Source organism: Nonomuraea sp. ATR24 (assembly GCF_041950485.1).
In the GTDB taxonomy this organism is placed as follows: domain Bacteria; phylum Actinomycetota; class Actinomycetes; order Streptosporangiales; family Streptosporangiaceae; genus Nonomuraea; species Nonomuraea ceibae.
The window spans coordinates 19,347-40,151 of sequence record NZ_JBGNUU010000005.1 but is presented as its reverse complement, the minus strand read 5'-3'; the positions used below and the strand labels follow the sequence as shown (position 1 = coordinate 40,151).

At 74.0% G+C, this 20,805-nt stretch carries 22 protein-coding genes and 1 pseudogene; 11 read left to right on the top strand and 12 right to left on the bottom strand.

The window, feature by feature from the left end; translation table 11 throughout:
• Window positions 1-3: 3 nt before the first annotated feature.
• Window positions 4-1,074 (bottom strand): serine hydrolase domain-containing protein, encoded by a 1,071-nt coding sequence (locus ACBI99_RS14255; protein WP_375072462.1) that lies wholly within the window; start codon window positions 1,072-1,074, stop codon window positions 4-6.
• Window positions 1,071-1,502 carry a GNAT family N-acetyltransferase gene (locus tag ACBI99_RS14250; RefSeq protein ID WP_375072461.1) on the bottom strand — a complete coding sequence of 144 codons (432 nt, stop codon included), beginning with the start codon at window positions 1,500-1,502 and terminating at the stop codon, window positions 1,071-1,073. The genes ACBI99_RS14255 and ACBI99_RS14250 overlap by 4 nt, the downstream gene beginning before the upstream one ends.
• A gap of 17 nt (window positions 1,503-1,519) precedes the next feature.
• Between ACBI99_RS14250 and ACBI99_RS14245 the strand changes: the two genes are divergently transcribed.
• From ACBI99_RS14245 to cpt, 6 genes are all read left to right on the top strand, one after another.
• A complete protein-coding gene (locus ACBI99_RS14245; protein ID WP_375072460.1) occupies window positions 1,520-1,855 on the top strand; it encodes a hypothetical protein in 336 nt (111 codons plus the stop codon).
• 114 nt (window positions 1,856-1,969) lie between these two features.
• Window positions 1,970-2,539, top strand: coding sequence for a DUF4097 family beta strand repeat-containing protein (locus ACBI99_RS14240; RefSeq protein ID WP_219512528.1), 570 nt, complete (start codon window positions 1,970-1,972; stop codon window positions 2,537-2,539).
• 54 nt (window positions 2,540-2,593) lie between these two features.
• A complete protein-coding gene (locus tag ACBI99_RS14235) occupies window positions 2,594-3,550 on the top strand; it encodes a DNA polymerase domain-containing protein (protein ID WP_375072459.1) in 957 nt (318 codons plus the stop codon).
• A 46-nt stretch (window positions 3,551-3,596) separates the two neighbouring features.
• Window positions 3,597-5,072 carry a carboxylesterase/lipase family protein gene (locus tag ACBI99_RS14230; RefSeq protein WP_375072458.1) on the top strand — a complete coding sequence of 492 codons (1,476 nt, stop codon included), beginning with the start codon at window positions 3,597-3,599 and terminating at the stop codon, window positions 5,070-5,072.
• 101 nt (window positions 5,073-5,173) lie between these two features.
• A complete protein-coding gene (locus ACBI99_RS14225) occupies window positions 5,174-7,354 on the top strand; it encodes a cellulose binding domain-containing protein (protein WP_375072457.1) in 2,181 nt (726 codons plus the stop codon).
• A gap of 37 nt (window positions 7,355-7,391) precedes the next feature.
• Window positions 7,392-7,964: a chloramphenicol phosphotransferase CPT gene (cpt, locus tag ACBI99_RS14220; protein ID WP_357584387.1), complete on the top strand. Its 573-nt coding sequence runs from the start codon at window positions 7,392-7,394 to the stop codon at window positions 7,962-7,964.
• A 6-nt stretch (window positions 7,965-7,970) separates the two neighbouring features.
• Here cpt and ACBI99_RS14215 read toward each other — a convergent pair whose 3' ends face one another.
• Window positions 7,971-8,855, bottom strand: a complete 885-nt coding sequence (locus ACBI99_RS14215) for an EamA family transporter (protein ID WP_375072456.1) — start codon at window positions 8,853-8,855, stop codon at window positions 7,971-7,973.
• Window positions 8,856-8,946: 91 nt separating this feature from the next.
• Here ACBI99_RS14215 and ACBI99_RS14210 point away from each other — a divergent pair, with 91 nt between their 5' ends.
• Window positions 8,947-9,447, top strand: coding sequence for a MarR family winged helix-turn-helix transcriptional regulator (locus ACBI99_RS14210; RefSeq protein WP_219512509.1), 501 nt, complete (start codon window positions 8,947-8,949; stop codon window positions 9,445-9,447).
• Here ACBI99_RS14210 and ACBI99_RS14205 read toward each other — a convergent pair whose 3' ends face one another.
• From ACBI99_RS14205 to ACBI99_RS14185, 5 genes are read right to left on the bottom strand one after another with little or no spacing between them, the layout of a single operon-like run.
• The gene (locus ACBI99_RS14205; protein WP_357584383.1) at window positions 9,448-10,062 is read right to left on the bottom strand and encodes an energy-coupling factor transporter transmembrane protein EcfT; all 615 of its coding nucleotides are present in this window, start codon (window positions 10,060-10,062) and stop codon (window positions 9,448-9,450) included.
• Window positions 10,059-10,733, bottom strand: a complete 675-nt coding sequence (locus tag ACBI99_RS14200) for an ABC transporter ATP-binding protein (protein ID WP_357584381.1) — start codon at window positions 10,731-10,733, stop codon at window positions 10,059-10,061. Before ACBI99_RS14200 ends, ACBI99_RS14205 begins: the two co-directional genes overlap by 4 nt.
• Window positions 10,734-11,867 carry a thiolase family protein gene (locus ACBI99_RS14195; RefSeq protein WP_375072455.1) on the bottom strand — a complete coding sequence of 378 codons (1,134 nt, stop codon included), beginning with the start codon at window positions 11,865-11,867 and terminating at the stop codon, window positions 10,734-10,736.
• Window positions 11,867-13,219 (bottom strand): AMP-binding protein, encoded by a 1,353-nt coding sequence (locus tag ACBI99_RS14190; protein WP_375072454.1) that lies wholly within the window; start codon window positions 13,217-13,219, stop codon window positions 11,867-11,869. Before ACBI99_RS14190 ends, ACBI99_RS14195 begins: the two co-directional genes overlap by 1 nt.
• Window positions 13,220-13,226: 7 nt before the next feature.
• The gene (locus tag ACBI99_RS14185; RefSeq protein ID WP_219512479.1) at window positions 13,227-13,820 is read right to left on the bottom strand and encodes a biotin transporter BioY; all 594 of its coding nucleotides are present in this window, start codon (window positions 13,818-13,820) and stop codon (window positions 13,227-13,229) included.
• Window positions 13,821-13,958: 138 nt separating this feature from the next.
• Here ACBI99_RS14185 and ACBI99_RS14180 point away from each other — a divergent pair, with 138 nt between their 5' ends.
• Window positions 13,959-14,576, top strand: a complete 618-nt coding sequence (locus ACBI99_RS14180; RefSeq protein WP_246646405.1) for a DedA family protein — start codon at window positions 13,959-13,961, stop codon at window positions 14,574-14,576.
• An 11-nt stretch (window positions 14,577-14,587) separates the two neighbouring features.
• The gene (locus tag ACBI99_RS14175) at window positions 14,588-15,112 is read left to right on the top strand and encodes a GNAT family N-acetyltransferase (RefSeq protein ID WP_375072453.1); all 525 of its coding nucleotides are present in this window, start codon (window positions 14,588-14,590) and stop codon (window positions 15,110-15,112) included.
• Here the strand turns inward: ACBI99_RS14175 and ACBI99_RS14170 are convergent.
• Entirely contained in the window at window positions 15,099-15,707 is a 609-nt protein-coding gene (locus ACBI99_RS14170) for a dienelactone hydrolase family protein (protein ID WP_375072452.1), read from the bottom strand. The two genes, ACBI99_RS14175 and ACBI99_RS14170, sit on opposite strands and share 14 nt — an antisense overlap.
• Window positions 15,708-15,765: 58 nt before the next feature.
• On the opposite strand from ACBI99_RS14170, the gene ACBI99_RS14165 reads away from it, so the two are divergent.
• On the top strand, window positions 15,766-16,959 hold the full coding sequence (locus tag ACBI99_RS14165; protein WP_219518577.1) for an aromatic acid exporter family protein: 1,194 nt from the start codon (window positions 15,766-15,768) through the stop codon (window positions 16,957-16,959).
• 1 nt (window position 16,960) lies between these two features.
• Here ACBI99_RS14165 and ACBI99_RS14160 read toward each other — a convergent pair whose 3' ends face one another.
• The 3 genes and pseudogenes from ACBI99_RS14160 to ACBI99_RS14150 all read right to left on the bottom strand — a co-directional run.
• Entirely contained in the window at window positions 16,961-17,332 is a 372-nt protein-coding gene (locus ACBI99_RS14160; RefSeq protein WP_375072451.1) for a hypothetical protein, read from the bottom strand.
• Window positions 17,333-17,416: 84 nt separating this feature from the next.
• Window positions 17,417-20,287 (bottom strand): tetratricopeptide repeat protein, encoded by a 2,871-nt coding sequence (locus tag ACBI99_RS14155; protein ID WP_375072450.1) that lies wholly within the window; start codon window positions 20,285-20,287, stop codon window positions 17,417-17,419.
• A gap of 34 nt (window positions 20,288-20,321) precedes the next feature.
• Window positions 20,322-20,459 (bottom strand): annotated as a pseudogene (locus ACBI99_RS14150) (hypothetical protein); the annotation flags it as partial.
• A 58-nt stretch (window positions 20,460-20,517) separates the two neighbouring features.
• Between ACBI99_RS14150 and ACBI99_RS14145 the strand changes: the two are divergent.
• On the top strand, window positions 20,518-20,751 hold the full coding sequence (locus ACBI99_RS14145) for a hypothetical protein (RefSeq protein ID WP_375072449.1): 234 nt from the start codon (window positions 20,518-20,520) through the stop codon (window positions 20,749-20,751).
• Window positions 20,752-20,805: the final 54 nt, after the last annotated feature.

Genomic DNA, 20,805 nt, shown 5'->3' with positions numbered 1-20,805 from the left:
CGCTCAGCAGAACGCCGTCGCCAGCACCTTCGGCAGCGCGTCGGCGGGGGTCTCGCCCGTGTACGGGTTGCCGGACAGGACCAGCGTGCGGCCCGAGTCCGAGCGCAGCGCGTAGGTCAGGTAGCCGAACGTGCCGCCGCTGTGCCCGTACACCTTGCCCCCGCACGGCAGCGGGAACGCCTGCAGGCCCAGCCCGTAGCCCATGCCCTGGCCCGCGTTCTCCATCGTGCGCATCTGCTTGAGCGCCTGCCCGCTGGTCAGCTTGCCGCCGAGCAGCGCGTCCAGGAACGTCGCCAGATCGGCCGTCGTCGAGATCATCTCGCCCGCGCCGTACTCCAGGGACGGGTTCATCCGGGTCGCGTCGACCATCTTGCCCTGGTACGGCGCGTAGCCGCGCGCGTGCGGCTTCGGCAGGTCCTTGCGGTGGCCCGGCAGCAGCGTGTGCCGCAGGCCCAGCGGGCGCAGGATGCGGTTCTCGATCTCCTTCGCGTACGGGTTGCCGGTCAGCTTCTCAATCAGCATGGCGGCGATCACGTAGTTCGTGTTGGAATAGCGCCAGCCCTGGCCCGGCTTGAAGTACGGCGGCTTCGACAGGCCCACGGCCAGCAGTTCCTGCGGCGTCTGGTCGTACAGCGTCTCCCTCGGCCGGTAGTCGCGCGCCGACCAGCCGGGGATGCCGGCGCCCGCGTAGTCGAAGACGCCGCTCGTGTGGTTGAGCGCCTGGCGGACGGTGACCTGGCTGTCCTCGGGGAGCGCGCCCGGCAGGTGCTTGCTCACCAGGTCGTCGAGGGACAGCTTGCCCTCGTCGGCGAGTTGCAGCAGCACGGTCGCCACGAACGTCTTGGTCACGCTGCCGACGCGGAAATGGCCGCGCGGGTCGGCGGGCGCCTTCGAGCGCACGTCCCGCACGCCGACGGCCATCGCCCGGTCGCGGCCGTCCTCGCGCACCAGCGCCAGCGCGGCCGTCATGGCCTTCGCGTCCACCAGCGCGTCCAGCTGGGTCCTCAACTGCTCGTGCGTCGGCGCCACGGTGGTCAGGGCGAGGGCGAGCGCCACGGTCTTCGTCAGGATCATGACCTCAACGCTAGGGACGCCGGACCGGCCGGACCATGCGGCGGACCGCACACCCACCTGCGGAAAACCTCAGCCCGCGACCCTGGCGTACACGTACGCAGTGCCGCGCACGCCACCCCCTGCCCCCTGGCCGATCCGGCCACCCAGTAGCCGACGCTCCCGCGGCCGTGGGGGCCGGGCCACAGCCCGATCTGGCCGACGGCGCGGCCGTCACGGGCGATCGCGAACGAGTAGCCCACGCCGTCGGCGGCTCTCGCCCACTGGCGGCGGACGAAGGCCGCGCCCTCGGCGTCGGAGTACACCGCCGGAACGGAGGTGATCAACGGGATGTACGGGTCGGCGGCGGCCTCGGCGACCGCGGGCAGGTCGGTCAGCCGCCACGGCCGCAGCAGGAAACCGCCGTCGGCGGGAAGGTCGGGGACGGTCATGGCACCATGATGGGCTCATGGGCGCCATCGTCTACGTTCGCGGCTGGCTGGAGTTCAACGGGTTGCGGGACGAGGCCGCGCGGGTCATCGGGGACGACCCGGGGTGGTCGTTCCCGGAGGGCTGGTTCGACGTGGCCTCCTACCTGCGGGCCGTCCCCGCGCCTCTGCTGGCCGACTTGGAGGAGCGGGTCCGCGCGGTCGCCGCGCTGCCGGCCGCCGACGAGGACGGCGACCGCGTGTGCGGCCTGTTCCTCGTCTTCCACGAGGTCCACGGCCAGGACGAGTGGCAGGTACGTGACGGCGGCCTGCACATCCGTCCGGCGTCGCCCGACTACGACTATCTGTGGGTCTGAGGTTCTGGGGCGACATGGGGCATTTGGATGAGAAAGGGCTAATGTTCGCCTCACCGGGCCCTCACCGCTGATCGAGATGCTTCTTCATGTCCGCACCGATGGGAAGGAAACGACATGAGGAACGTCAAGCTGGTTCTGGCAGGCGCCGCGCTGACCACCGTGTTCGGCGGGTTCGTGGCAGCCGGTCCGGCGCTCGCCGACGACAGGACCTGCCGGGGCACGATCGGCGCGGTGAGCGTGGACAGCCTGTATGTGCCGAAGGGCGCCACGTGCAAGCTGTCCGGCACCCGGGTCGAGGGTGACGTGAAGGTGGGCAAGGGCGCGACGCTGCTGGCCAAGCGGGTGAAGGTCGACGGCAACGTGCAGGCCGATGGCGCCCGCTCGGTGTCGGTGACCTCCCGTTCGGTGGTGGGCGGCGACATCCAGGTGGAGGACGGGGGCGCCACCACGGTGACCTCGTCGCGGGTCGACGGCAACATCCAGCTTGAGGACAACGACCGCCGCCAGCGCGTCGAGGGCAACCGGGTGGACGGCGACATCCAGGTGAAGGACAACCGCGGCGGCGTCCGCGTCCACCGCAACAAGGTCGACGGCAACCTGCAGTGCGAGGACAACAGCCCGCGGCCGACCGGCGGCCGCAACTCCGTCGACGGCGACAAGGAAGGCCAGTGCCGCCGCCTTTGACCGCGTTTTGACCATGCTTGCGTCGATCCGGTTCGGGTGGGCATCGTAGACCGGGTGACCAGCGATGAGACACGCGACGGGGTGGCGCTGACCAACCTCGACCAGCCCCTGTTCGACGGCGCGGAGGCGACCAAGCGGGACCTGGTCGACTACCTCGACGCGGTGCGCGACCGGATGCTGCCGGGGCTGCGCGAGCGGGCGCTGTCGGTGATCCGGGTGCGGCCCGGCCAGGCTCCCTTCATGCAGAAGAACCTGCCCAAGTACGCCCCCGACTGGATCCGTACGACGTCGATGTGGGCGGAGGCGTCCCGCAGGCGGGTCACCTACGCGCTGTGCGACGACCGGCGGACGCTGCTGTGGTTCGGCAACCAGCGGGCGGTCGAGTACCACCCGGCGCTGGTGCGGGGTGATCACTTCACCCACCTGGTGCTCGACCTCGACCCGCCGGAGGGGGCGGGGTTCGGGGCGGTGGTGGCCGCCGCGATGCTGGTACGGCAGGCGCTGGCCGACTGCGGGCTGGCCGGGGCGGTCAAGACCAGCGGGGCCAAGGGGGTGCACGTGTTCGTGCCGGTGGTGGCCGGGGTCGGCATGGAGGACCTGGCGGCGGCCACCCGGGCGCTGGCGGCGCGCGCCGAGCGGATCGACCCGTCGCTGGCCACGACGGCGTTCATCCGGGAGGACCGGGGCGGCAAGGTGTTCCTGGACTCGACCCGGGCGGGCGGGGCGACGGTGGTGGCCGCCTACAGCCCGCGCATCCGGCCGGGCACGCCGGTCTCGTTCCCGGTGGCGTGGGAGGAGCTGGAGCGGGTGTCGCCGCGTGACTTCACCGTCCACACCGCTGTGGACAGGCTCGGCGACGGTGACCCGTGGGCCGAGCTGATGCCCGCCGAGCAGCGGCTGCCCGCCGACCTGATCGAGGAGGGGCACACGATCCCGGTGGCGCGGGTGCAGGCGATGCACGAGGGCAAGCGCCGCGCCAAGGCCCGCCGGGAGGATGAGCGTTCGCCTTAGGCGTTCGTCTTGCGCGATCGCCCAAATCCGGGGTACGGTTCCGGACATGGACATCGTGCTCACCGACCGCGGCCCCGTGCGCGGGCTCGTCACCGCCGACCACCGCGCCTACCTCGGCATCCCGTACGCCGCCCCGCCCGTGGGCGAGCTGCGCTGGCGCGCGCCGCGACCGGCGGCGGCCTGGACCGAGCCGCTGGACGCCACCCGGCCGGGGCCGATGTGCGCGCAGACCGGCGACCACCTGGGAGCCGGGAGCCTCAGCGAGGACTGCCTCTACCTCAACGTGACCGCGCCCCGCGAGGGCGCCGGGCTGCCCGTGATGGTGTGGCTGCACGGCGGCAGCTTCAAGGACGGCGCCGGTCACCTCTACGACGCCCGGCGGCTGGCCGTCCAGGGCCGGGTGGTCGTGGTGACCGTCAACTACCGGCTCGGCGCGCTCGGTTTCCTCGCCCATCCGGCGCTCGACCCCGAGTCGGCCGACTGCGGGCTGCTCGACCAGCAGGAGGCGCTGCGCTGGGTGCGGCGCAACGCGGCGGCGTTCGGCGGCGACCCGGGCAACGTGACGCTGTTCGGCGAGTCGTCCGGAGGCGTCGCCGCCGGGGCCCACCTGGTGATGCCGGGATCGGCCGGGCTGTTCCACCGGGCGATCCTGCAGAGCGCGCCGGTGACCGCGCCGTGGGCGCCCTCGCTCGCCCTGGGCAACAACCCGCGCCCCCGCGCGCAGGCCGAGCGGGAGGGCGAGGCGCTGGTCGAGCGGCTCGGCCTGGCCGACCTGGGCCGGCTGCGCGAGGTCCCGGTAGAGGAGCTGCTGCGGGCCGCAGCCGACCCCGCGCAGCCCGGGTTCGGGCCGGTCGCCGGAGGCGGGGCGCTGCCGGTCGATCCGGCGGCGGCGGTGCGGGCCGGCGACTTCCACCCGGTTCCGGTGCTGTTCGGGATCAACCGGCACGAGCAGCGGATGCACGTGTGGGGGCTGGAGATGGCCGTCCACGGCGGGCCGATCCCCGCCGGGCGCTACGCGGACGAGGTGCGCGCGGCCTTCGGCGGCGACGCGGACGCGGTGCTGGCCGAGTACCCGGCGGACGCCTACGCCTCACCGGGCCAGGCGCTGGCCACGGCGCTGACCGACGCCCAGTACGCGCGGCACGCGCTCGACACCGGGGCGGCGCTGTCGCGGCGGACCGCCGCCTACGCCTACGAGTTCGCCGACGCCGCCGCGCCCTGGTTCGCGGCCTTCCCCAAGCCGTACGACATGGGCGCCTATCATGCCGCCGACCTGCCGTACCTGTTCGACGTGGGCTACAACGAGCCGCTGGACGAGGGGCAGCGGCGGCTGGCCGAGTACATGATCGGCCGCTGGGCCGCCTTCGCCCGCGACGGCGACCCCGGCTGGCCCGCCTTCACCGCGCCCGAGCCGTACGTGCACGCGCTCGCACCGGACGCGACCGGGCCCGTCGACTTCGCCGGGGAGCACCGGTACGCCTTCTGGGCCGCGCTGAAACTTTCAGCTCCGGCCGGGGTCTGACCTGAATCGATACAACGGCAGCCGCCCGCGCGATTGACCACCGCGCGGGCGGCTCCTAGCGTCTGAGGCGTCTCAGTCCTCCCCTCAGTTGGGACTTCACGATGAATCGATTCAAAGCCTGCCTGGCCGCCACGGCCGGGCTCGCGGTCGCGGGCGCGCTGGTCGGGCAGTTACCCGCCTCCGCCGCCGTGGCCTGCGCCGTGGACTACGCCGTCGCCACGCAGTGGTCCGGCGGGTTCACCGGCAACGTGACCATTCGCAACCTCGGCGACGCCGTCAACGGCTGGCGGCTGACCTGGACTTACGGGGCCGGGCAGCAGATCACCCAGGCGTGGAACGCCCAGCCGAGCCAGAGCGGCGCCGCCGTCACCATGACCGACGTGGGCTACAACGCCGCCCTCCCGGCCGGGGGCAGCGTCGCCTTCGGGTTCAACGCGTCCTGGAACGGCAGCGCGAACCCCGTACCGGAGTCCTTCGCCCTGAACGGCGTCGCCTGCACCGGCGCCGAGCCGTCGCCGTCTCCCACCGTCACCACCCCGCCGCCCGGCCCCGAGGGCGGCAAGCAGGTCGAGGACCTCGACCGGGGCCTGGTCAGCGTGCGCTCCGGCAGCGGCAACCTGGTGTCCTGGCGGCTGCTCGGCACCGAGGCCCGCGAGACCGCCTACAACGTCTACCGGGGCGGCACCCGCATCGCCACCGTGACGAACTCCACCAACTACCTGGATCCCGGCGCCGCCGCCGACGCCACCTACACCGTCCGGCCCGTCACCGGGGGCGCCGAGGGGCCCGCGTCCGAGCCGTCGCTGCGCTTCGGCAACGGCTACCTCGACGTGCCCGTCAGCCCGCCGTCCTCCGGCCACCACGCCAACGACGCGAGCGTCGGCGACCTCGACGGCGACGGCCGCCTCGACCTCGTGCTGAAGTGGGAGCCGAACAACGCCAAGGACAACTCCCAGTCCGGCGTGACCGACCCCGTCTACGTCGACGGCGTCAAGCTCGACGGCACCCGGCTGTGGCGCGTCAACCTCGGCCGCAACATCCGCGCCGGAGCCCACTACACCCAGTTCCAGGTGTACGACTACGACGGCGACGGCAAGGCCGAAGTCGCGATGAAGACCGCCGACGGCACCGTCGACGGCCGAGGCGCCGTCATCGGCGACGCCGGAGCCGACCATCGCAACTCCGGCGGCTACATCCTCACCGGGCCCGAATTCCTCACCATGTTCAACGGGCAGACCGGCGCCGCCATGTCGACCGTGCCCTACGACCCGCCGCGCGGCGACGTCTCCTCCTGGGGCGACAGCTACGGCAACCGCGTCGACCGCTTCCTGGCCGGCACCGCGTACCTCGACGGCGAACGGCCCTCGCTCATCATGGCGCGCGGCTACTACACCCGCTCGGTCATCGCCGCCTGGGACTTCCGCGACGGCCGCCTCACCAAGCGCTGGACGTTCGACTCCAACAGCTCCGGCAACAGCGCCTACGCCGGCCAGGGCAACCACTCGCTCACCATCGGCGACGTCGACGCCGACGGGCGCGACGAGATCGTGTACGGCGCCGCCGCCGTCAACGACGACGGCCGCGGCCTGTGGAACACCCGCTGGGGCCACGGCGACGCCGCCCACCTCGGCGACCTCGACCCCGGCAGGCCGGGCCAGGAGTACGTGAAGATCTCCGAATCGTCCTCCCCGCCCGGCCTCTACATGCTCGACGCCCGCACCGGCTCGGCGCTGTGGCGCACCGGCAGCTCCTCCGGCGAGGGCCCCGGCCGCGGCGTCGCCGGCGACATCCACCCGGGCAGCCCCGGCGCCGAGTCCTGGGCCGCGGGCGCCGGCCAGGACGGCCTGCGCAACACCTCTGGCACCGTCATCGGCCGCCAGCCCTCCTCGGCCAACTTCCTGTCCTGGTGGGACGGCGACCCCGTCCGTGAACTGCTGGACCAGACCAGGATCGACAAGTACGGCACCGGCGGCGAGACCAGGCTGCTGACCGCCTCGGGCGTCCACTCCAACAACGGCACCAAGGCCACCCCGTCCCTGTCGGGCGACATCCTGGGCGACTGGCGCGAAGAGGTCATCTGGCCGACGACCGACAACCGCGCCCTGCGCATCTACGCGACGCCGCACGTCACCACCACCAAGATCCACACCCTGCTGCACGACCCGCAGTACCGGGTCGCGCTCGCCTGGCAGAACACCGCCTACAACCAGCCCCCGCACCCGAGCTTCTTCATCGGGAACGCCATGCCCACCCCACCCACCCCGGACGTGTACGTCCGCTGACCGCACGCCGGGAGGCGGGGGTCGGTATCGTGGCGCGATGGCTGTTCAGGTGATCGTGCTCAATGGCGGGTCCAGCTCGGGGAAGTCCGGGATCGCGCGGTGTCTGCAGGCGATCCTGCCGGAGCCGTGGCTGACGCTCGGGGTCGACACGATGATCGAGGCGATGCCCGTCGCCATGCGCTCGTCGGAGGCGGGGATCGAGTTCGCGCCCGACGGGGGGATCAGCGTCGGGCCGGAGTTCAGCAGGCTGGACGCCGCCTGGATCGCCGGGGTCGCCGCGATGGCGCGGGCGGGGGCGCGGGTGATCGTGGACGAGGTGTTCCTGGGCGGGGCCGCCTCGCAGGAGCGGTGGGTGCGGGCCCTGGCCGGGCTCGACGTGGCGTGGGTGGGCGTCAGGTGCGAGGCGGCGGTCGCGGCGGCGCGGGAGACGGCGCGCGGCGACCGGGTGGCGGGGATGGCGGTGTCGCAGGCCGAGATCGTGCACCAGGGGGTGCGCTACGACCTGGAGGTCGACACCGCGAAGGCCGAGGCGCTGGAGTGCGCTCGGGTCATCGCCCGGTTCGTCGAGGAGCGGGAGCGCGGCGGCCGGGCGCTGCCCGGGGATCGGTGAGCGTTCTCAGGACTTCCTGGCGAAGGTCTGACCGGCGACGAGCGCGCCGAGCGCGAGGACGAAGCCGGCGATCTGCCAGCCGTTGAGCGTCTGGCCGAGCACGGCGAGCCCGGCGACGGTGGCCACGAGCGGGTTGGTGAGGCCGAGCAGCGACACGGAGGTGGGCGCGAGCCGGTCGATGCCGCGGAACCACAGCGCGTAGGCGATCGCGGTGCCGAACACGCCCAGGTAGGCGAAGCCGAGCAGGTTGGGCCCGGTGAGGGTGGCGGGCAGCCCCTCGACGGCCAGGGTGAGCGGCGCGATGGCCAGGCCGCCGATGGTGAGCTGCCAGCCGGTCATGACGAGCGGCGACTCGGGCCGTCCCCATTTCTTGGCCAGCACGATGGCCAGGCCCATGAGGGAGGTGGCGGCCAGCATGGCGAGGATGCCGAGCGGGTCGAGCCGGGCCTCGGAGGTGAGCGTCAGCAGGGCCACGCCGCCGGTGCCGGCCAGGGCGGCGTACAGGACGGCCCTGGCGGGGCGGGCGGACAGGACGAGGATCGACAGCAGCGCCACGACCAGCGGTTGCACGGACCCGATGGTGGCGGCGACGCCGCCGGGCAGCCGGTAGGCGCCGAAGAACAGCAGGGGGAAGAACGCCCCGAAGTTCAGCATGCCGAGCACCGCGGACTTCCACCACCACGAGCCGGTGGGCAGGCGCCGGGCGACGGCGAGGAGCACGAGCCCGGCAGGGAGGGCGCGCAGGGTGGCGGCGAGCAGCGGCCGGTCGGGGGGCAGCAGCGTGGTGGTCACGACGTAGGTGGTGCCCCAGCTCATCGGGGCGAGGGCGGCCAGCACGAGGTCGCCGACGCGGCCCGGGCGGACGGTCGCCGGCGCGGCGATGGTTGCCATGACGTTCCCTCCTCATTGATAATCTCAACGTTGAGATAACAACACATTGATTCAGCGAACGTCAAGTCTCTTAATGTTGAGAGGATTACCGATGGGCGACGCGGTGGACGCGGTCACCGCTCAGTGGCGGCGCGAGCGGCCGGACGTGGACGTGTGGCCGATGGAGGTCATCGGCCGGGTGTCGCGGCTGTCGCGGCTGCTGGAGCGCGGGATCAAGGAGGTGTTCGGCGCGCACGGGCTGGAGAGCTTCGAGTTCGACGTGCTGGCCACGCTGCGCCGCTCCGGCGCCCCGTACGAGCTGAGCGCCGGGACGCTGCTCAAGGCGGCGATGGTGACCTCGGGCGCGATCACCAACCGGATCGACAAGATGGAGGCCAAGGGCCTGGTCGAGCGGGTGCGCGACGTGGAGGACCGGCGCTCGGTCCGCATCAGGCTCACCCCGCGCGGGCTGGAGCTCGTCGACAAGGTCCTGGTCGAGCACGTCGCGAACGAGGCCCGCCTGCTGTCCGGCCTGGCCCCGGCCGACCGCGACACGTTCGTCGCCCTGCTGCGCGGGCTGCTGGAGTCGCTCGGGGACACCGCGATCGACTGATCAGTCGTCGAGGCCGCGCGCGCTGAGCGCCTCGCCCAGGGCGTCGGCGTGCCGCAGCGCGCTGACGACCAGCGGCACCGCGAACGCGCGCAGGCTCCACTCGACCCCCCGCGCCCGCTGGGCCTCCCTGACCCGGACCGCCAGCCCGGCCATCACCGGCACGGTCCTGATGGTCAGCGACAGCAGCAGCGACAGCCGGAACGGGTCGACGCCGAGCCGCCGGGCCGGCCGCAGGCCGCGTTCCAGCGTCGCCAGCATGGCGGAGGTGCGGGTGGTGAGCGTGACCAGCGCCGCCAGGGCCACAGCCAGGACCAGCCTGGACGTGAGCATCGCCGCCGTCGGCAGCCCCGCCATCACCCACTGCACGGCGAACAGCGCCACCGCGAACCAGCGCACCGGCCGGATCTGCGCCCAGGCCGCCGCCGCGCCCACCCCGGACAGCGCGTAGAGCCCGGCGGTCACCAGCGCCGCCGCCCCCATCGCCCACGGGGAGCGCAGCAGCACGAGCACCGTGCAGCACACCGCCAGGCCCAGCAGCTTGACGCCCACCGGCAGCCGGTGCAGCGGCGAGCTCCCGGGCACGTAGATGCCGGCCAGGCCGTTCGCGCCGCTCACGCCATGAGCTTCCGGTAGTGGCCGAGCGCCGACTCGGGGGTGGCGTCGGCCACGATCCGGCCCTCGTCCAGCACCAGCACCCGGTCGAACCCGTCGAGCAGCGGCAGGTCGTGCGTCACCACGATCACCTGCATCGGCAGCTCGCGCAGCACCTCGGCGACCAGCCGGGAGTGGCGCAGGTCGAGCAGCGTCGTGGGCTCGTCCATGATCAGGATCTCCGGCTCCAGCACCAGGACCGAGCAGAGCGCCAGCAACTGCTTCTGCCCGCCGGAGAGCTGGTGGGCCGGGTGGTCGGCGTGCCCGTCGAGCCCGTAGCGGGCCAGCACGGCCGACACCCGCCGTGTCACCTCGGCGGCCGGCAGCTTGTGGCGGCGCAGCGAGAACGCCACGTCCTCGGCCACGGTCGGCATCACGATCTGCGCGTCCGGATCGGTGAACAGGAACCCGACCCGCCGCCTGATCCGCGCCGCGTGCCGCCGCGTGTCGTCGCCGAGCACGGTCACGGTGCCGGACGAGGGCAGCGCCAGCCCGTTGAACAGCCGGGCCAGCGTGCTCTTGCCGGAGCCGTTGGCGCCGGCCACGCCGATCCGCCGCTCCGCGAGCGTGGCGGTGATGCCGCGCAGCACGTCGCGCTGCCCGAGCCGGACGTGCACGTCAGCCAGGTCGATCATTCACACCACCTCGAACAGGGCGGCGACCCCGAGCCCGCCGCCGACCGCCGCCGTCGCCAGCCCGAGCGTCCCCGCCGGCGCGCCCGCCCGGACGAGCCGCGTGAACAGCCGCGTCACCACGACCGCCCCGCTCGCCCCCCACGGGTGCCCGAGCGCGAGCGCGCCGCCGTCGGCGCACACCCGCCCGGCGTCGGTGCCGAGCGGGTCGAGCCCCAGCGCGTCGGTCACCGCCAGCGTCTGCGCCGCGAACGCCTCCACGATCTCCACCGCCGCGACCTGCTCCATCGTCACCCCGGTACGGGCGAGCAGGCGGCGGACGGCGGGCACCGGCCCCCATCCGGGCAGCGCCGGATCGCATCCGGTGACGGTCCCGGCCACCAGCCGCAGCCCGGGCAGCCCGGCCCGCAGCCGTTCCGGCACGACGGCGACCGCGGCGGCGCCGTCGCTGTTGGGCGCCGAGTTGCCGGCCGTCACCGCGCCGCCTGGCACGAACGCCGCCGGCAGCCGCCCCAGCGACCCCTCGCGCAGCAGCCGGGGCCGCTGGTCGCTGTCGCGCCCCTCGACGGGAACGATCTCCGTCGCGAACCGGCCCGCCTCCCGCGCGGCCACCGCCTTGGCGTGGCTCGCCAGCGCGTAGCGGTCCTGCCGGTCCCGCTCGACGCCCCTGGCCACGCCCAGCGCCTCGGCCGCCGCGCCCATCTCCGGGTCGGGATGGCCGTCGGGGGCAAACGGCGCGCGCTCGTACGGCTCGGCCTCGCCACGGCGGGTGCGCAGCGGCGCGGTGGACGCGCTCTCGACGCCGCCCGCCACGACGAGCTCCGCCTCACCGCTCCGTACGGCCTGCCCGGCGAGCAGGACGGCGGCCAGGCCGCTCCCGCACTGCCGGTCGACCGTGACCCCCGGCACCTCGTGGCCCAGCCCGGCGCCCAGCGCCGACACCCTGGCCAGGTTGCCGCCGGGACCCATGCAGTTGCCCAGCATCACGTCGTCCACCGGCAGCCCGAGCCCGGCCGCGTCGCGGACGACCGCCGCGATCACCGGGGCGGCCAGCCGGTCGGCGCCCACGCCCTTGAACGCGTGCCCGGCCGTCCCGATCGCCGTCCGGCGCGCGGCCACCACCACGGGCGCGTCCATCAGGACAGCCGCCGCAGGGCCGGGTCGCCGTCGGCGAGCCGGGCGGCGACGAGCGCGCGGGCCGGCTTGCCCGTCGCGGTGCGCGGCAGCTCCTGGACCGCGTACCAGCGGCGGGGCCGCTGCGCCAGGTCGAGCCCGCCGCGCGCGACGGCCTCCAGCGCGGACCTGGGCGGCGGCGCGCCGGCCGCCTCGACGATCGCGGTGACGACCGAGCCCAGGTCGGGATGGGGCGAGCCGATCACCACGATGTCGCCCACGCCGGGCACGGCCCGCAGCACCTCCTCGACGTCCTCGGGCACCACGGTCGCCCCGCCGGTCTGGATCGCGCCGTCGCCCCGGCCGCGCAGCCGCAGCGCCTCTCCCGGCCGGTACGGCTCGGCCAGGTCGCCGACGCTCATCCACCCGTCGCCGTCGCGGAGCAGCGGCCCGCTCGCCCCGGCCGCGTAACCCTCGGCCAGCCAGGGGGAGCGGGCCCACACGGTGCCGAGGTCGCGGCCCGGCTTGACCCGGACGTCGATCTCCACCCCGGGGAACGGCCGCAGCCCGGTGCCGTCGGCGTCCGCGGCCACGAACGACAGCTCGGTGGCCCCGTAATAGGACACCACCCGCATCCCGGCGCGCTCGCGCAGCCCTTCGGCCAGTGCCGCGCCGCCCACGGCGGCCACCCGCAGCGGGCTGGCCGCCGGCCGGGCGGCCAGCAGCTCGGGCAGCCGGTGCGGCACCAGGTGCACGGCCGTCGCGTTCGCGAGCTGCCCGGCCAGCGCGCCGGGCGACCAGCGGCCGGGCACCAGCGCCGTCGCCCCGGCGGCCAGCGCGTGCACGGCCGCGAACCCGTACAGGGAGGAGATCAGCGGCCCGGGCACCAGCACCACGTCGTCGGCGGTGATGCCGGTGAGCTCGCTGAACGGCTCGAACGAGCCGGTCCACGAGCCGCGCGTGCGCACCACGGCGCGCGGGCGGCCGGTGCTGCCCGAGCTGAAGCAGGCCCAGGCCAGGTCGCCGGGCCGGGCCGGGCGGCCGGTGAAGGCGGCGTCCGGCAGGCGGGCCGGGACGGCGTCGACGGTGAGGGCCGCGGGGATCTCGGGCGGCGCCTCGCGGGCCGGGTCGCACAGCAGCGGCGTCCCGCCGAGCAGGTCGACCGCCAGCACGGCGGTGAGCTGGTCGACGGGGTCGGTCGCGCGGATCACGGCCAGAGGCGTCGCGGCGCCTGCCGGGAGAGGGGCGAGGGCCGCGGCGAGCCGTTCGGCCCGCCTGGCCAGGGCGCCGTAGGAGAGCTCGCCCGACGGCCCGGCCAGCGCGAGGCGGCCGGGTCGGGACGCGGCGTGCCGCAATACCTGTGCTGCGACTGGCATGCCAGGTTCAGAGTTCCTTTCCGGCTCGGAGCCGTTCGCGGTGCACGGCCGGGACCGCGTCGGGGTAGGCCCGCTGGGTCCCGCGCGCCACGAACGCCGTCAGCACCGCCTTGGCCACGTCACCCGGCACGAACCCCAGCGTGAGCAGGGCCGCCTGCCCCAGCGTCAGCCCGCCGACGAGCGCCCACAGCGGGATGCCCACCAGATAGACGACCCCGAGGCCACCGGCCAGGGAGGCTACCAGCAGCCGTCCGATGCCCGGGGAGCGCCCGCCGCGCTCGACGATCCACCCGATGAGGGCGGCGCCGGGCAGCCAGCCGAGCAGGAACCCGACCGACGGCCCGGTGAACACCCCCAGCCCGCCGCGGAAGCCCGCCAGCAGCGGCAGCCCGGCCGCGACCAGCAGGATGAACACGCCGACCGCCAGGGCGGCCCGCCAGGAGCCGAGGATCGCCCCGGCGAGCATGACGCCGAGCGTCTGGAGCGTGATCGGCACCGGGCCGAACAGGTTGAGCCCCGGGACGAGGCCGAGCGCGGCGATCAGCGCGGCGAAGACGGCCACCCGGGCCACGTCCACGATGGGGAGGCGCAATCGGTACATTCCCGCTCCTCAGCTAGGTTTTTGCTGCCGGGTCCGATCCCACACCAGAACGTCCGCCGGGGTTATGGAGGGTTGCCACAACGTTGCCCGGCCGAAGATGTAGCGCATAGGCACGCCGCCACGGGCTAGAGACAAGGCATGGCAGACGGGATCGTCGACTGGGTCACGGGTCTGATGGAATCGCTGGGCGCGCCGGGGGCGGGCCTGGCCGTCGCGCTGGAGAACCTGTTCCCGCCGGTGCCGAGCGAGGTGATCCTGCCGCTCGCCGGGTTCACGGTGAGCCGGGGGGAGCTGGTGCTCTGGCAGGTGCTGGTGTGGACGACGGTCGGGTCGGTGGCGGGCGCGCTCGCGCTGTACGGCATCGGCGCGGCCCTGGGGCGCGACAGGATGCACGCGCTGGCCGAGAAGGTCCCGCTGGTCAAGGTCGACGACGTGCGCAAGACCGAGGCGTGGTTCGAACGCCACGGACGCAAGACGGTGTTCTTCGGGCGGATGGTGCCGATCTTCCGCAGCCTGATCTCCATCCCGGCCGGCGTGGAGCGGATGCCGCTGCCGGCGTTCACGCTGTTCACCACGCTGGGCAGCTTCCTGTGGAACACCGCCCTGGTCATGGCCGGCTACCTGCTGGGCGAGCAGTGGTCGCTGGTGGAGCGGTATGTGGGCATTCTCACGTACGTGGTCATCGGGCTGATCGTGCTGGCCGTCGGGGTGTTCGTGTGGAAGCGGGTGACGGAGGGGCGCAGGGCCCGCCGGTAGCCTCGGCTTCCGTGAACATCAGAACGGGCGTCGCGGCCGATGCCGACGCCATCGCGGCTCTCCACACCGAGAGCTGGCGCACCGCCTATGCCGGGATCATGCCGGAGTCCTACCTGGAGGGGCCGCTGCCCGCGACCCATCGCGAGCTGTGGCGGGCCAGGGCCGAGAGCGAGGTTTACCTCAACGGCGGTGACCCGCCCTGCCTGCTGGTGGCCGAGGACGAGGCGGGTGTGAGCGCGTTCGCGTATCTGGTGCCGGAGCGCGACGGCCGGGTGCTGCTGGACAACCTGCACGTGCGGCCCACGCTCAAGCGGTCCGGCCTGGGCCGCCGGCTGATGGACCGGGGGCTCGGCTGGGCCGCCGAGCACCACCCGGGCAAGACCGTCTACCTGGAGGTTCTGCGCGACAACGCCGCGGCCAGGGCCTTCTACGAGCGGATGGGCGGCAGGCCCGGCCGCGCGTTCGTGGAACGCTTCAACGCCGGGTTCGAGCTGGACGTCGTCGAATACACCTGGAGCCCGGTCAACGGCCGGTGAAGTGCCGGGTGAACCAGTCGCGGGCCAGGTCCGCGACCGTCTCGAGCGCCCCGGGCTCCTCGAACAGGTGGGTGGCACCGGGGACGATCCGCAGCTCGCTCTCGGCGTTCAGCTGCCGCTGGGCGGCCTCGTTCAGCTCGATCACCGGCTCGTCGGCGCCGCCCACCAGGAGCAGCGTCGGGGCCCGTACCGACGCCAGGCGCGGCCCGGCCAGGTCGGGACGGCCGCCTCGGGAGACGACGGCGGCGACGATGTTGTCCGGTTCGGCGGCCGCCCACAGGGCGGCCCCGGCGCCGGTGCTGGCCCCGAAGTAGCCGACCGGCAGCCCGGTCGCGCCCGGGTCCTCGCGCACCAGGGCGGTCGCCGCGAGCAGCCGCCCGGCCAGCAGCTCGATGTCGAACACGTTGCCCCGGTCGGCCTCCTCCTCCGGCGTGAGCAGGTCGAACAGAAGCGTGCCCAGCCCCGCCTCGTTGAGCGCGTCCGCGACGAAGCGGTTGCGCGGGCTCAGGCTGCTGCTGCCGCTGCCGTGCGCGAACACCACCACGCCGAGGGCGTGTTCGGGCACCACGAGCTGCCCCGATATTTCGACATCCACCTGTGACACCTCCAGTCACCAGGCTCCTACCCACTGTGATGCTGGGTAGGACCCGGGTGTGGAGGAGGAATCGCGCAGACGGGGCAGGAGCCTGCCGCCGCTGGAGCGCATCTCCCGGCACGGCAGGATCGTGCTGGAGCAGGCGCGGCGGCTGGGGCTCGGCGACTGGCTGCGCACCGAGCGGGAGTCCCTGGCCCAGACGGTCAAGGTGACGGTCGCCTGCATGGTGGCCTGGTGGCTGGCGGCCGTGGTGATGAAGACGCCGATGCCCGTGCTGGCCCCGATCGGCGTCCTCGCCACGGTGTCCGTGACCGCCTACAGCACGGTCGTGCGGGGGGCCCAGCAGATCGGCGCGGTCGTGGTGGGGGTGACGGCGGCGATCGCGCTGATCATGTTCATCGGCGCGAACGCGGTCACGCTGGGCCTGCTGGTGGCCGCCGGGCTGGTGCTGACCCGGCTGCTCAACCTGCCCAACCAGAACGTGCAGATCCCGATCACCGCGCTGCTCGTGTTCGCGCTGGGCAGCACCTACAGCATGTACCGGCTGGCCGACCTGCTGCTCGGCGTCGGCGTCGGGATCGGCGCCAACCTGCTCGTGCTGCCGCCGCGTTACATCGAGGAGGCGCAGAAGGACCTGGCCGCGCGCTCGGCCGACCTGGCGGAGCTGGCCCGCGACATCGCCGAGGGCCTGTACGGCCGGTGGGGTGAGAACGAGTCGCGCGAGTGGCTGGACCGTTCCCGGGAGCTGGCCCGCGACCTCGACGACAGCGAGGAGGTCGCCGAGCAGGCCGTCGAGTCCGTACGGCTGAGCGTGCGGCCCCGACGCTACGAGGAGCGGCTGGACCAGGTCGCCGAGGCCATGACCGCCCTGGACCACGCCTGCCAGCAGTTGCGCGGCATCGCCAGGGCGCTCAACGACCTGGTCGTGGGCGCGCGCGGGCTGCCGGACGTGGACGCGGCGCTGCTGCCGGTGGCGCTGGGCGACGAGCTGGAGGCCATCTCGCGCGCCTTCTCCGCGTTCGGCGGCCTCCAGGTCGGCTGCGGCACCGAGGAGGACCTCGCCGCCCTGCGCCAGGCGTTGCGCGACGGCGAGCAGGAGGACCGCGCCGTCGCCGACACCTTCAAGGACACCGAGCACGTCGGCCTGTGGTCGCTGTACGGGGCGATGCTCGACGCCTGCCGCGGGATCAGGCACGAGCTCGACCCCGACCACGGGCCGCACCGGGCCGCGTTCCCGCCGGACTGCAAGTGACTCAGGCGAGCAGCAGCGCGGTCACGAACTGCAGCACGTGCCAGGCCACGTAGGCGGCGAGCGAGCCGAACGCCCACTCCTTGGCCCGGGAGATCCGCCCCGCCCAGCGCAGCGCCTCGACGGGCTCGCGCCCGCGCCGCCGCCCGGCCCTGGCCACGAAGAACGCGGCCACCAGCCAGCCGGCCGCCGAGAAGGCGAGCAGGCCGGCGGAGAGCGCGAGCAGCGGCGCGGAGGCGGGCGGCGCGGCCCCGGGGACGAGCTGGCGCACCCAGGCCATCGACACCATGGCGAGCACGGTCAGCGTGATCCGCCTGTCCTTGCGCGCCTGTCGCCTGAGCCACTGAAGGTCTTGACGCAGATGGTTCTTGAGCATCCGGATCACCTCCGCTTGGAGTAGCTGGTGAGACCAGCTAACGGGGGAACCCGGGCCAAGATCTGCGACCTAAGGCCCAAAAAATCACGACATTTCGCGGAGTTCTGCGGCGGCTTTCCGCGCCTCGAACACGTCACCCACCTCCTCCAGCGTCCGCACCGCCTCGCCCAGCAGCTCCGCCGCCGCCACCGCGTCACCCTGCCGCCGCGCGATCAGCCCCAGCGCCCGCAGCGCGCACCCCAGGTCACGCCGCGTCCCGCAGCCCCGGTGCACGTCCCTCGCCTGCTCGGCGTACGCCCGCGCCTCCTCCGGCCGGTCCAGGTCGAGCAGGATCATCGCCAGCGTGGTGAGCGCTGCCGCCCACCGGTCCCGCGTGCCCGTCTCGTGCTGCAGCTCCACCGTCCGCGCCGCGTACTCCAGCGCCGCCGCCGGCCGGCCCGCCGTGTGCAGCGCCTGCGCCACCGACAGCAGCGCGCTGGCCCGGTCGTCGCGGACCTCCTCCCGGATCGCCAGCGACGCCAGCGCCGCCCGCAGCGCGTCCCGGTGCCGGTCCAGCGACAGGTACGTGTACGCCAGCGTCTCCTGCACGTCCGCCTCGGCCCGCCGGTTGCCCAGCCCCTGCACGATGTCCAGCGCCTCCAGCGCGTACACGAACCCCACCTGCGGCTGCCCCTGACGCCGCCGCACCCGCGCCAGCCGGTTCAGCATCCGCGCCTCGGCCGGCAGGTCGCTGATCACCCGGCTGATCGCCAGCGCCTGGCTCAGGTAGTCGTCGGCGCGCAGGTAGTCGGCGAGCCGCCAGTGCACCAGCCCGATGTCCCCCAGCGTCTCGGCCCGGCCCTGCTCGTGGTGCAGCTCCACCTGTACGGCCAGCGCCTGCTCGTACCGGTCGAGCGCCTCGTCGTAGCGGGAGCCGTTGCGCGCGATGCGGCCCAGTGTGCACAGCGCCCGGCCGTAGCCGTGCTGGTCGCCCGTGGCCGTGTAGCCGGCCAGCGCCCGCTCCGCGTCACGCTGGGCGTCCTGCGGCAGCCGCAGCGCGTCGTACACATCGGCCAGGCAGAGCAGCGTCTCCGCCTCGGCGTGCTCGTCGCCCAGCTCATGGCAGACGGACAGCGCCTCCAGCCCCTCCGACAGCGCGGCGTTCGGCTCGCCGAGGCTCTGCTGCACCCGGGCCAGGATGATCAGGCTCTGCGCGGTGCCCCGGCGGTCGCCCAGCTCCTCGCGCACCTCCAGCGCCTGCCCGGCGTGGTCCAGGGCCAGCTCGTGCCGGTTCTGCGACAGGTGCAGCCGCGACAGCGTGTGCAGGCTGTCGGCCACCCCGGTCAGGTCGCCGATCTCCCGGTAGAGCTCCAGCGCCTCGCCCGCGCACTTCAGCGCCTCCTCGCCGTTGCCCGCGATGCCGTGCACCTCGGCCAGGTCGTTCAGCGCCCTGGCCCGGCCCTCCCGGTCGCCGAGCAGGTCGAAGTCGGCCAGCGCCTCGCCGATGTAGCGGGCGGCGCGCGTGGAGGGCCCGATGGCGCGGTGGATCGAGCCCAGATGGCTGCGCATGACCGCGATCGCCCGGCGGTTGCCCACCTGCCGCGCGCAGTCGAGCCCGGCCTGCTGGATCTCCAGGTTGTTCTCGTAGTAGCGCAATCGCCTGAACGGCTCGAACACCGCCTCGGCCAGCCGCCAGGCGATGCCGTGCGCGCCGGTCTCCTCCGCCAGCCGCGTCACCGAGACCAGCGCCCGGCGCTCGGCCTCGAACCACTCGCCCGGCGTCGCCGGATCGGCCGCCTTGGCCAGGTAGTGGTCCAGCAGCCGCACCCTCGCCTCGCGCACGCCCGCCTCGGCGTGCCTGCCCAGCTCCCTGGCCAGTCCCTTGACCAGGTCGTGCACCCGGTAGCGGACCCCGGGCAGCGGCTCGACCAGATACGCCCGGTGCAGCCCCGCCAGCGCGGTCACGGCCTCGCCTACCGGCACGCCGAGCGTCGCGGCCAGCACCTCCGGCGTGAACGCCCCGCCCGGCAGCAGCCCGACGTGCCGGAAGGCCCGCCGCTGCGCCGGGTCCAGCGACTCGTACGCCAGGTCGAGCGCCGAGCGGAACGCCTCCTCCGGGTCGCCCGAGAACGTCGGCCGCAGGTCGGGCCGGCGCAGCTCGCGCACCCGGGAGGCGACGCTGAGCTCCGGGTTCTCGGCCAGCTTGGCGGCGGAGATGCGCAGCGCGAACGGGTGGTAGGAGCACACGCGGGCCAGCTCGGCCAGCCCGTCGCGGTCGGCGGCGCGCGGCGACTCCTCGCCCAGCACCGCCACCAGCAGCGCCACCGCGTTGCCCGGGTCGAGCACGGGCACGTCCATCAGGTCGGCATGCCCGGTGGCGCGCAGCGGCCCCATCCTGGTCCTGCTGGTCACCAGCACCACGCAGTCCTTGCTGCCGGGCAGCAGCGCGCGCACCTGGGCCGGGTCGGCGGCGTTGTCCAGGATGAGCAGCAGCCGGCGCCCGGCCAGCCTGCTGCGGTAGAGCAGCATCAGCTCGGCCTCGTCGGAGGCGGGCATGTGCTCGCCGACGCCGAGCGAGCGCAGGATCTGGCCCAGCGCCTCGGCCGGGTTCATCGGCGGCTGGCTGGGCGACTGGCCGCGCAGGTCGATGACGATCTGCCCGTCGGGGAACCGGCCGGCGTGCAGGTGGGCCCAGTGCGTGACCAGCGCGGTCTTGCCGACGCCGGGCAGCCCCTGGACCACCAGCGTGTTCGTCCGGCGGGGCCGCTCCAGCCAGGAGGTGAGCCGGTCGAGGCTCTGCTGGCGGCCGGTGAAGTCGGGCACGTCGGCGGGGAGCTGCGCCGGCCGGGGCACCTCGCCGGCGACGAGCGGCGCGTCCGGCTTGGCCAGGAACGGCGTCACCCGGCCCGTCCACGGCTCGGCCAGGTGCTCCCAGCTTCCGGCGGCGGCCCGCAGCGCGACCGGGTCGGCGATCACCAGCTTCCGGTAGCCCGGGCCGCACCAGCCAGCCGCGCCGCGCCCAGTCGGCGAGCTGCCGCTGCACCACGTCGGCGGAGCTGCCGACCAGGTCGGCCAGCGTCTCCATGGACAGCGGCGGCGCCGCCTCGGAGGCCAGCCCGTAACGCTCGTCGAGCTGTAAGAGCCACACGGCCAGCCGGGCGGCGACCGGCGCCCGCGCCAGCGCCTCGTGCCGGCGGGCGGCCACGTTGCGCGCGAACAGCTCCTGCACCAGCGCCGTCGCCGCCGCGCTGCTGGCCGCCACGTGCTCGCGCAGCCGCCGCAGGTCGATCGGCCAGGCCCGCACCTCGGTCAGCGCGTCGATCCTGACCCGCTCGCCGGGACTCCAGAACGCCAGCTCGCCCACGAGGTCACCGGCGGAGCGCAGGTCGTGGATGACCTCGCGGTCGCCGCCCGGCAGGTATTCGCGGGCGAAGCCGTAGTCGATCAGGTGCACCCGGCTGGCCGGGCGCAGCGGCGAGCAGATGTGCTCGTTG

What these genes read in the sequence shown, in the direction of transcription:
- ACBI99_RS14255 (WP_375072462.1), bottom strand. Translation starts at nt 1,074, where the DNA reads ATGATCCTGACGAAGACCGTGGCGCTCGCCCTCGCCCTGACCACCGTG.
- ACBI99_RS14250 (WP_375072461.1), bottom strand. Translation starts at nt 1,502, where the DNA reads ATGACCGTCCCCGACCTTCCCGCCGACGGCGGTTTCCTGCTGCGGCCG.
- ACBI99_RS14245 (WP_375072460.1), top strand. Translation starts at nt 1,520, where the DNA reads ATGGGCGCCATCGTCTACGTTCGCGGCTGGCTGGAGTTCAACGGGTTG.
- ACBI99_RS14240 (WP_219512528.1), top strand. Translation starts at nt 1,970, where the DNA reads ATGAGGAACGTCAAGCTGGTTCTGGCAGGCGCCGCGCTGACCACCGTG.
- ACBI99_RS14230 (WP_375072458.1), top strand. Translation starts at nt 3,597, where the DNA reads ATGGACATCGTGCTCACCGACCGCGGCCCCGTGCGCGGGCTCGTCACC.
- ACBI99_RS14225 (WP_375072457.1), top strand. Translation starts at nt 5,174, where the DNA reads ATGAATCGATTCAAAGCCTGCCTGGCCGCCACGGCCGGGCTCGCGGTC.
- cpt (WP_357584387.1), top strand. Translation starts at nt 7,392, where the DNA reads ATGGCTGTTCAGGTGATCGTGCTCAATGGCGGGTCCAGCTCGGGGAAG.
- ACBI99_RS14215 (WP_375072456.1), bottom strand. Translation starts at nt 8,855, where the DNA reads ATGGCAACCATCGCCGCGCCGGCGACCGTCCGCCCGGGCCGCGTCGGC.
- ACBI99_RS14210 (WP_219512509.1), top strand. Translation starts at nt 8,947, where the DNA reads ATGGGCGACGCGGTGGACGCGGTCACCGCTCAGTGGCGGCGCGAGCGG.
- ACBI99_RS14200 (WP_357584381.1), bottom strand. Translation starts at nt 10,733, where the DNA reads ATGATCGACCTGGCTGACGTGCACGTCCGGCTCGGGCAGCGCGACGTG.
- ACBI99_RS14195 (WP_375072455.1), bottom strand. Translation starts at nt 11,867, where the DNA reads ATGGACGCGCCCGTGGTGGTGGCCGCGCGCCGGACGGCGATCGGGACG.
- ACBI99_RS14190 (WP_375072454.1), bottom strand. Translation starts at nt 13,219, where the DNA reads ATGCCAGTCGCAGCACAGGTATTGCGGCACGCCGCGTCCCGACCCGGC.
- ACBI99_RS14185 (WP_219512479.1), bottom strand. Translation starts at nt 13,820, where the DNA reads ATGTACCGATTGCGCCTCCCCATCGTGGACGTGGCCCGGGTGGCCGTC.
- ACBI99_RS14180 (WP_246646405.1), top strand. Translation starts at nt 13,959, where the DNA reads ATGGCAGACGGGATCGTCGACTGGGTCACGGGTCTGATGGAATCGCTG.
- ACBI99_RS14160 (WP_375072451.1), bottom strand. Translation starts at nt 17,332, where the DNA reads ATGCTCAAGAACCATCTGCGTCAAGACCTTCAGTGGCTCAGGCGACAG.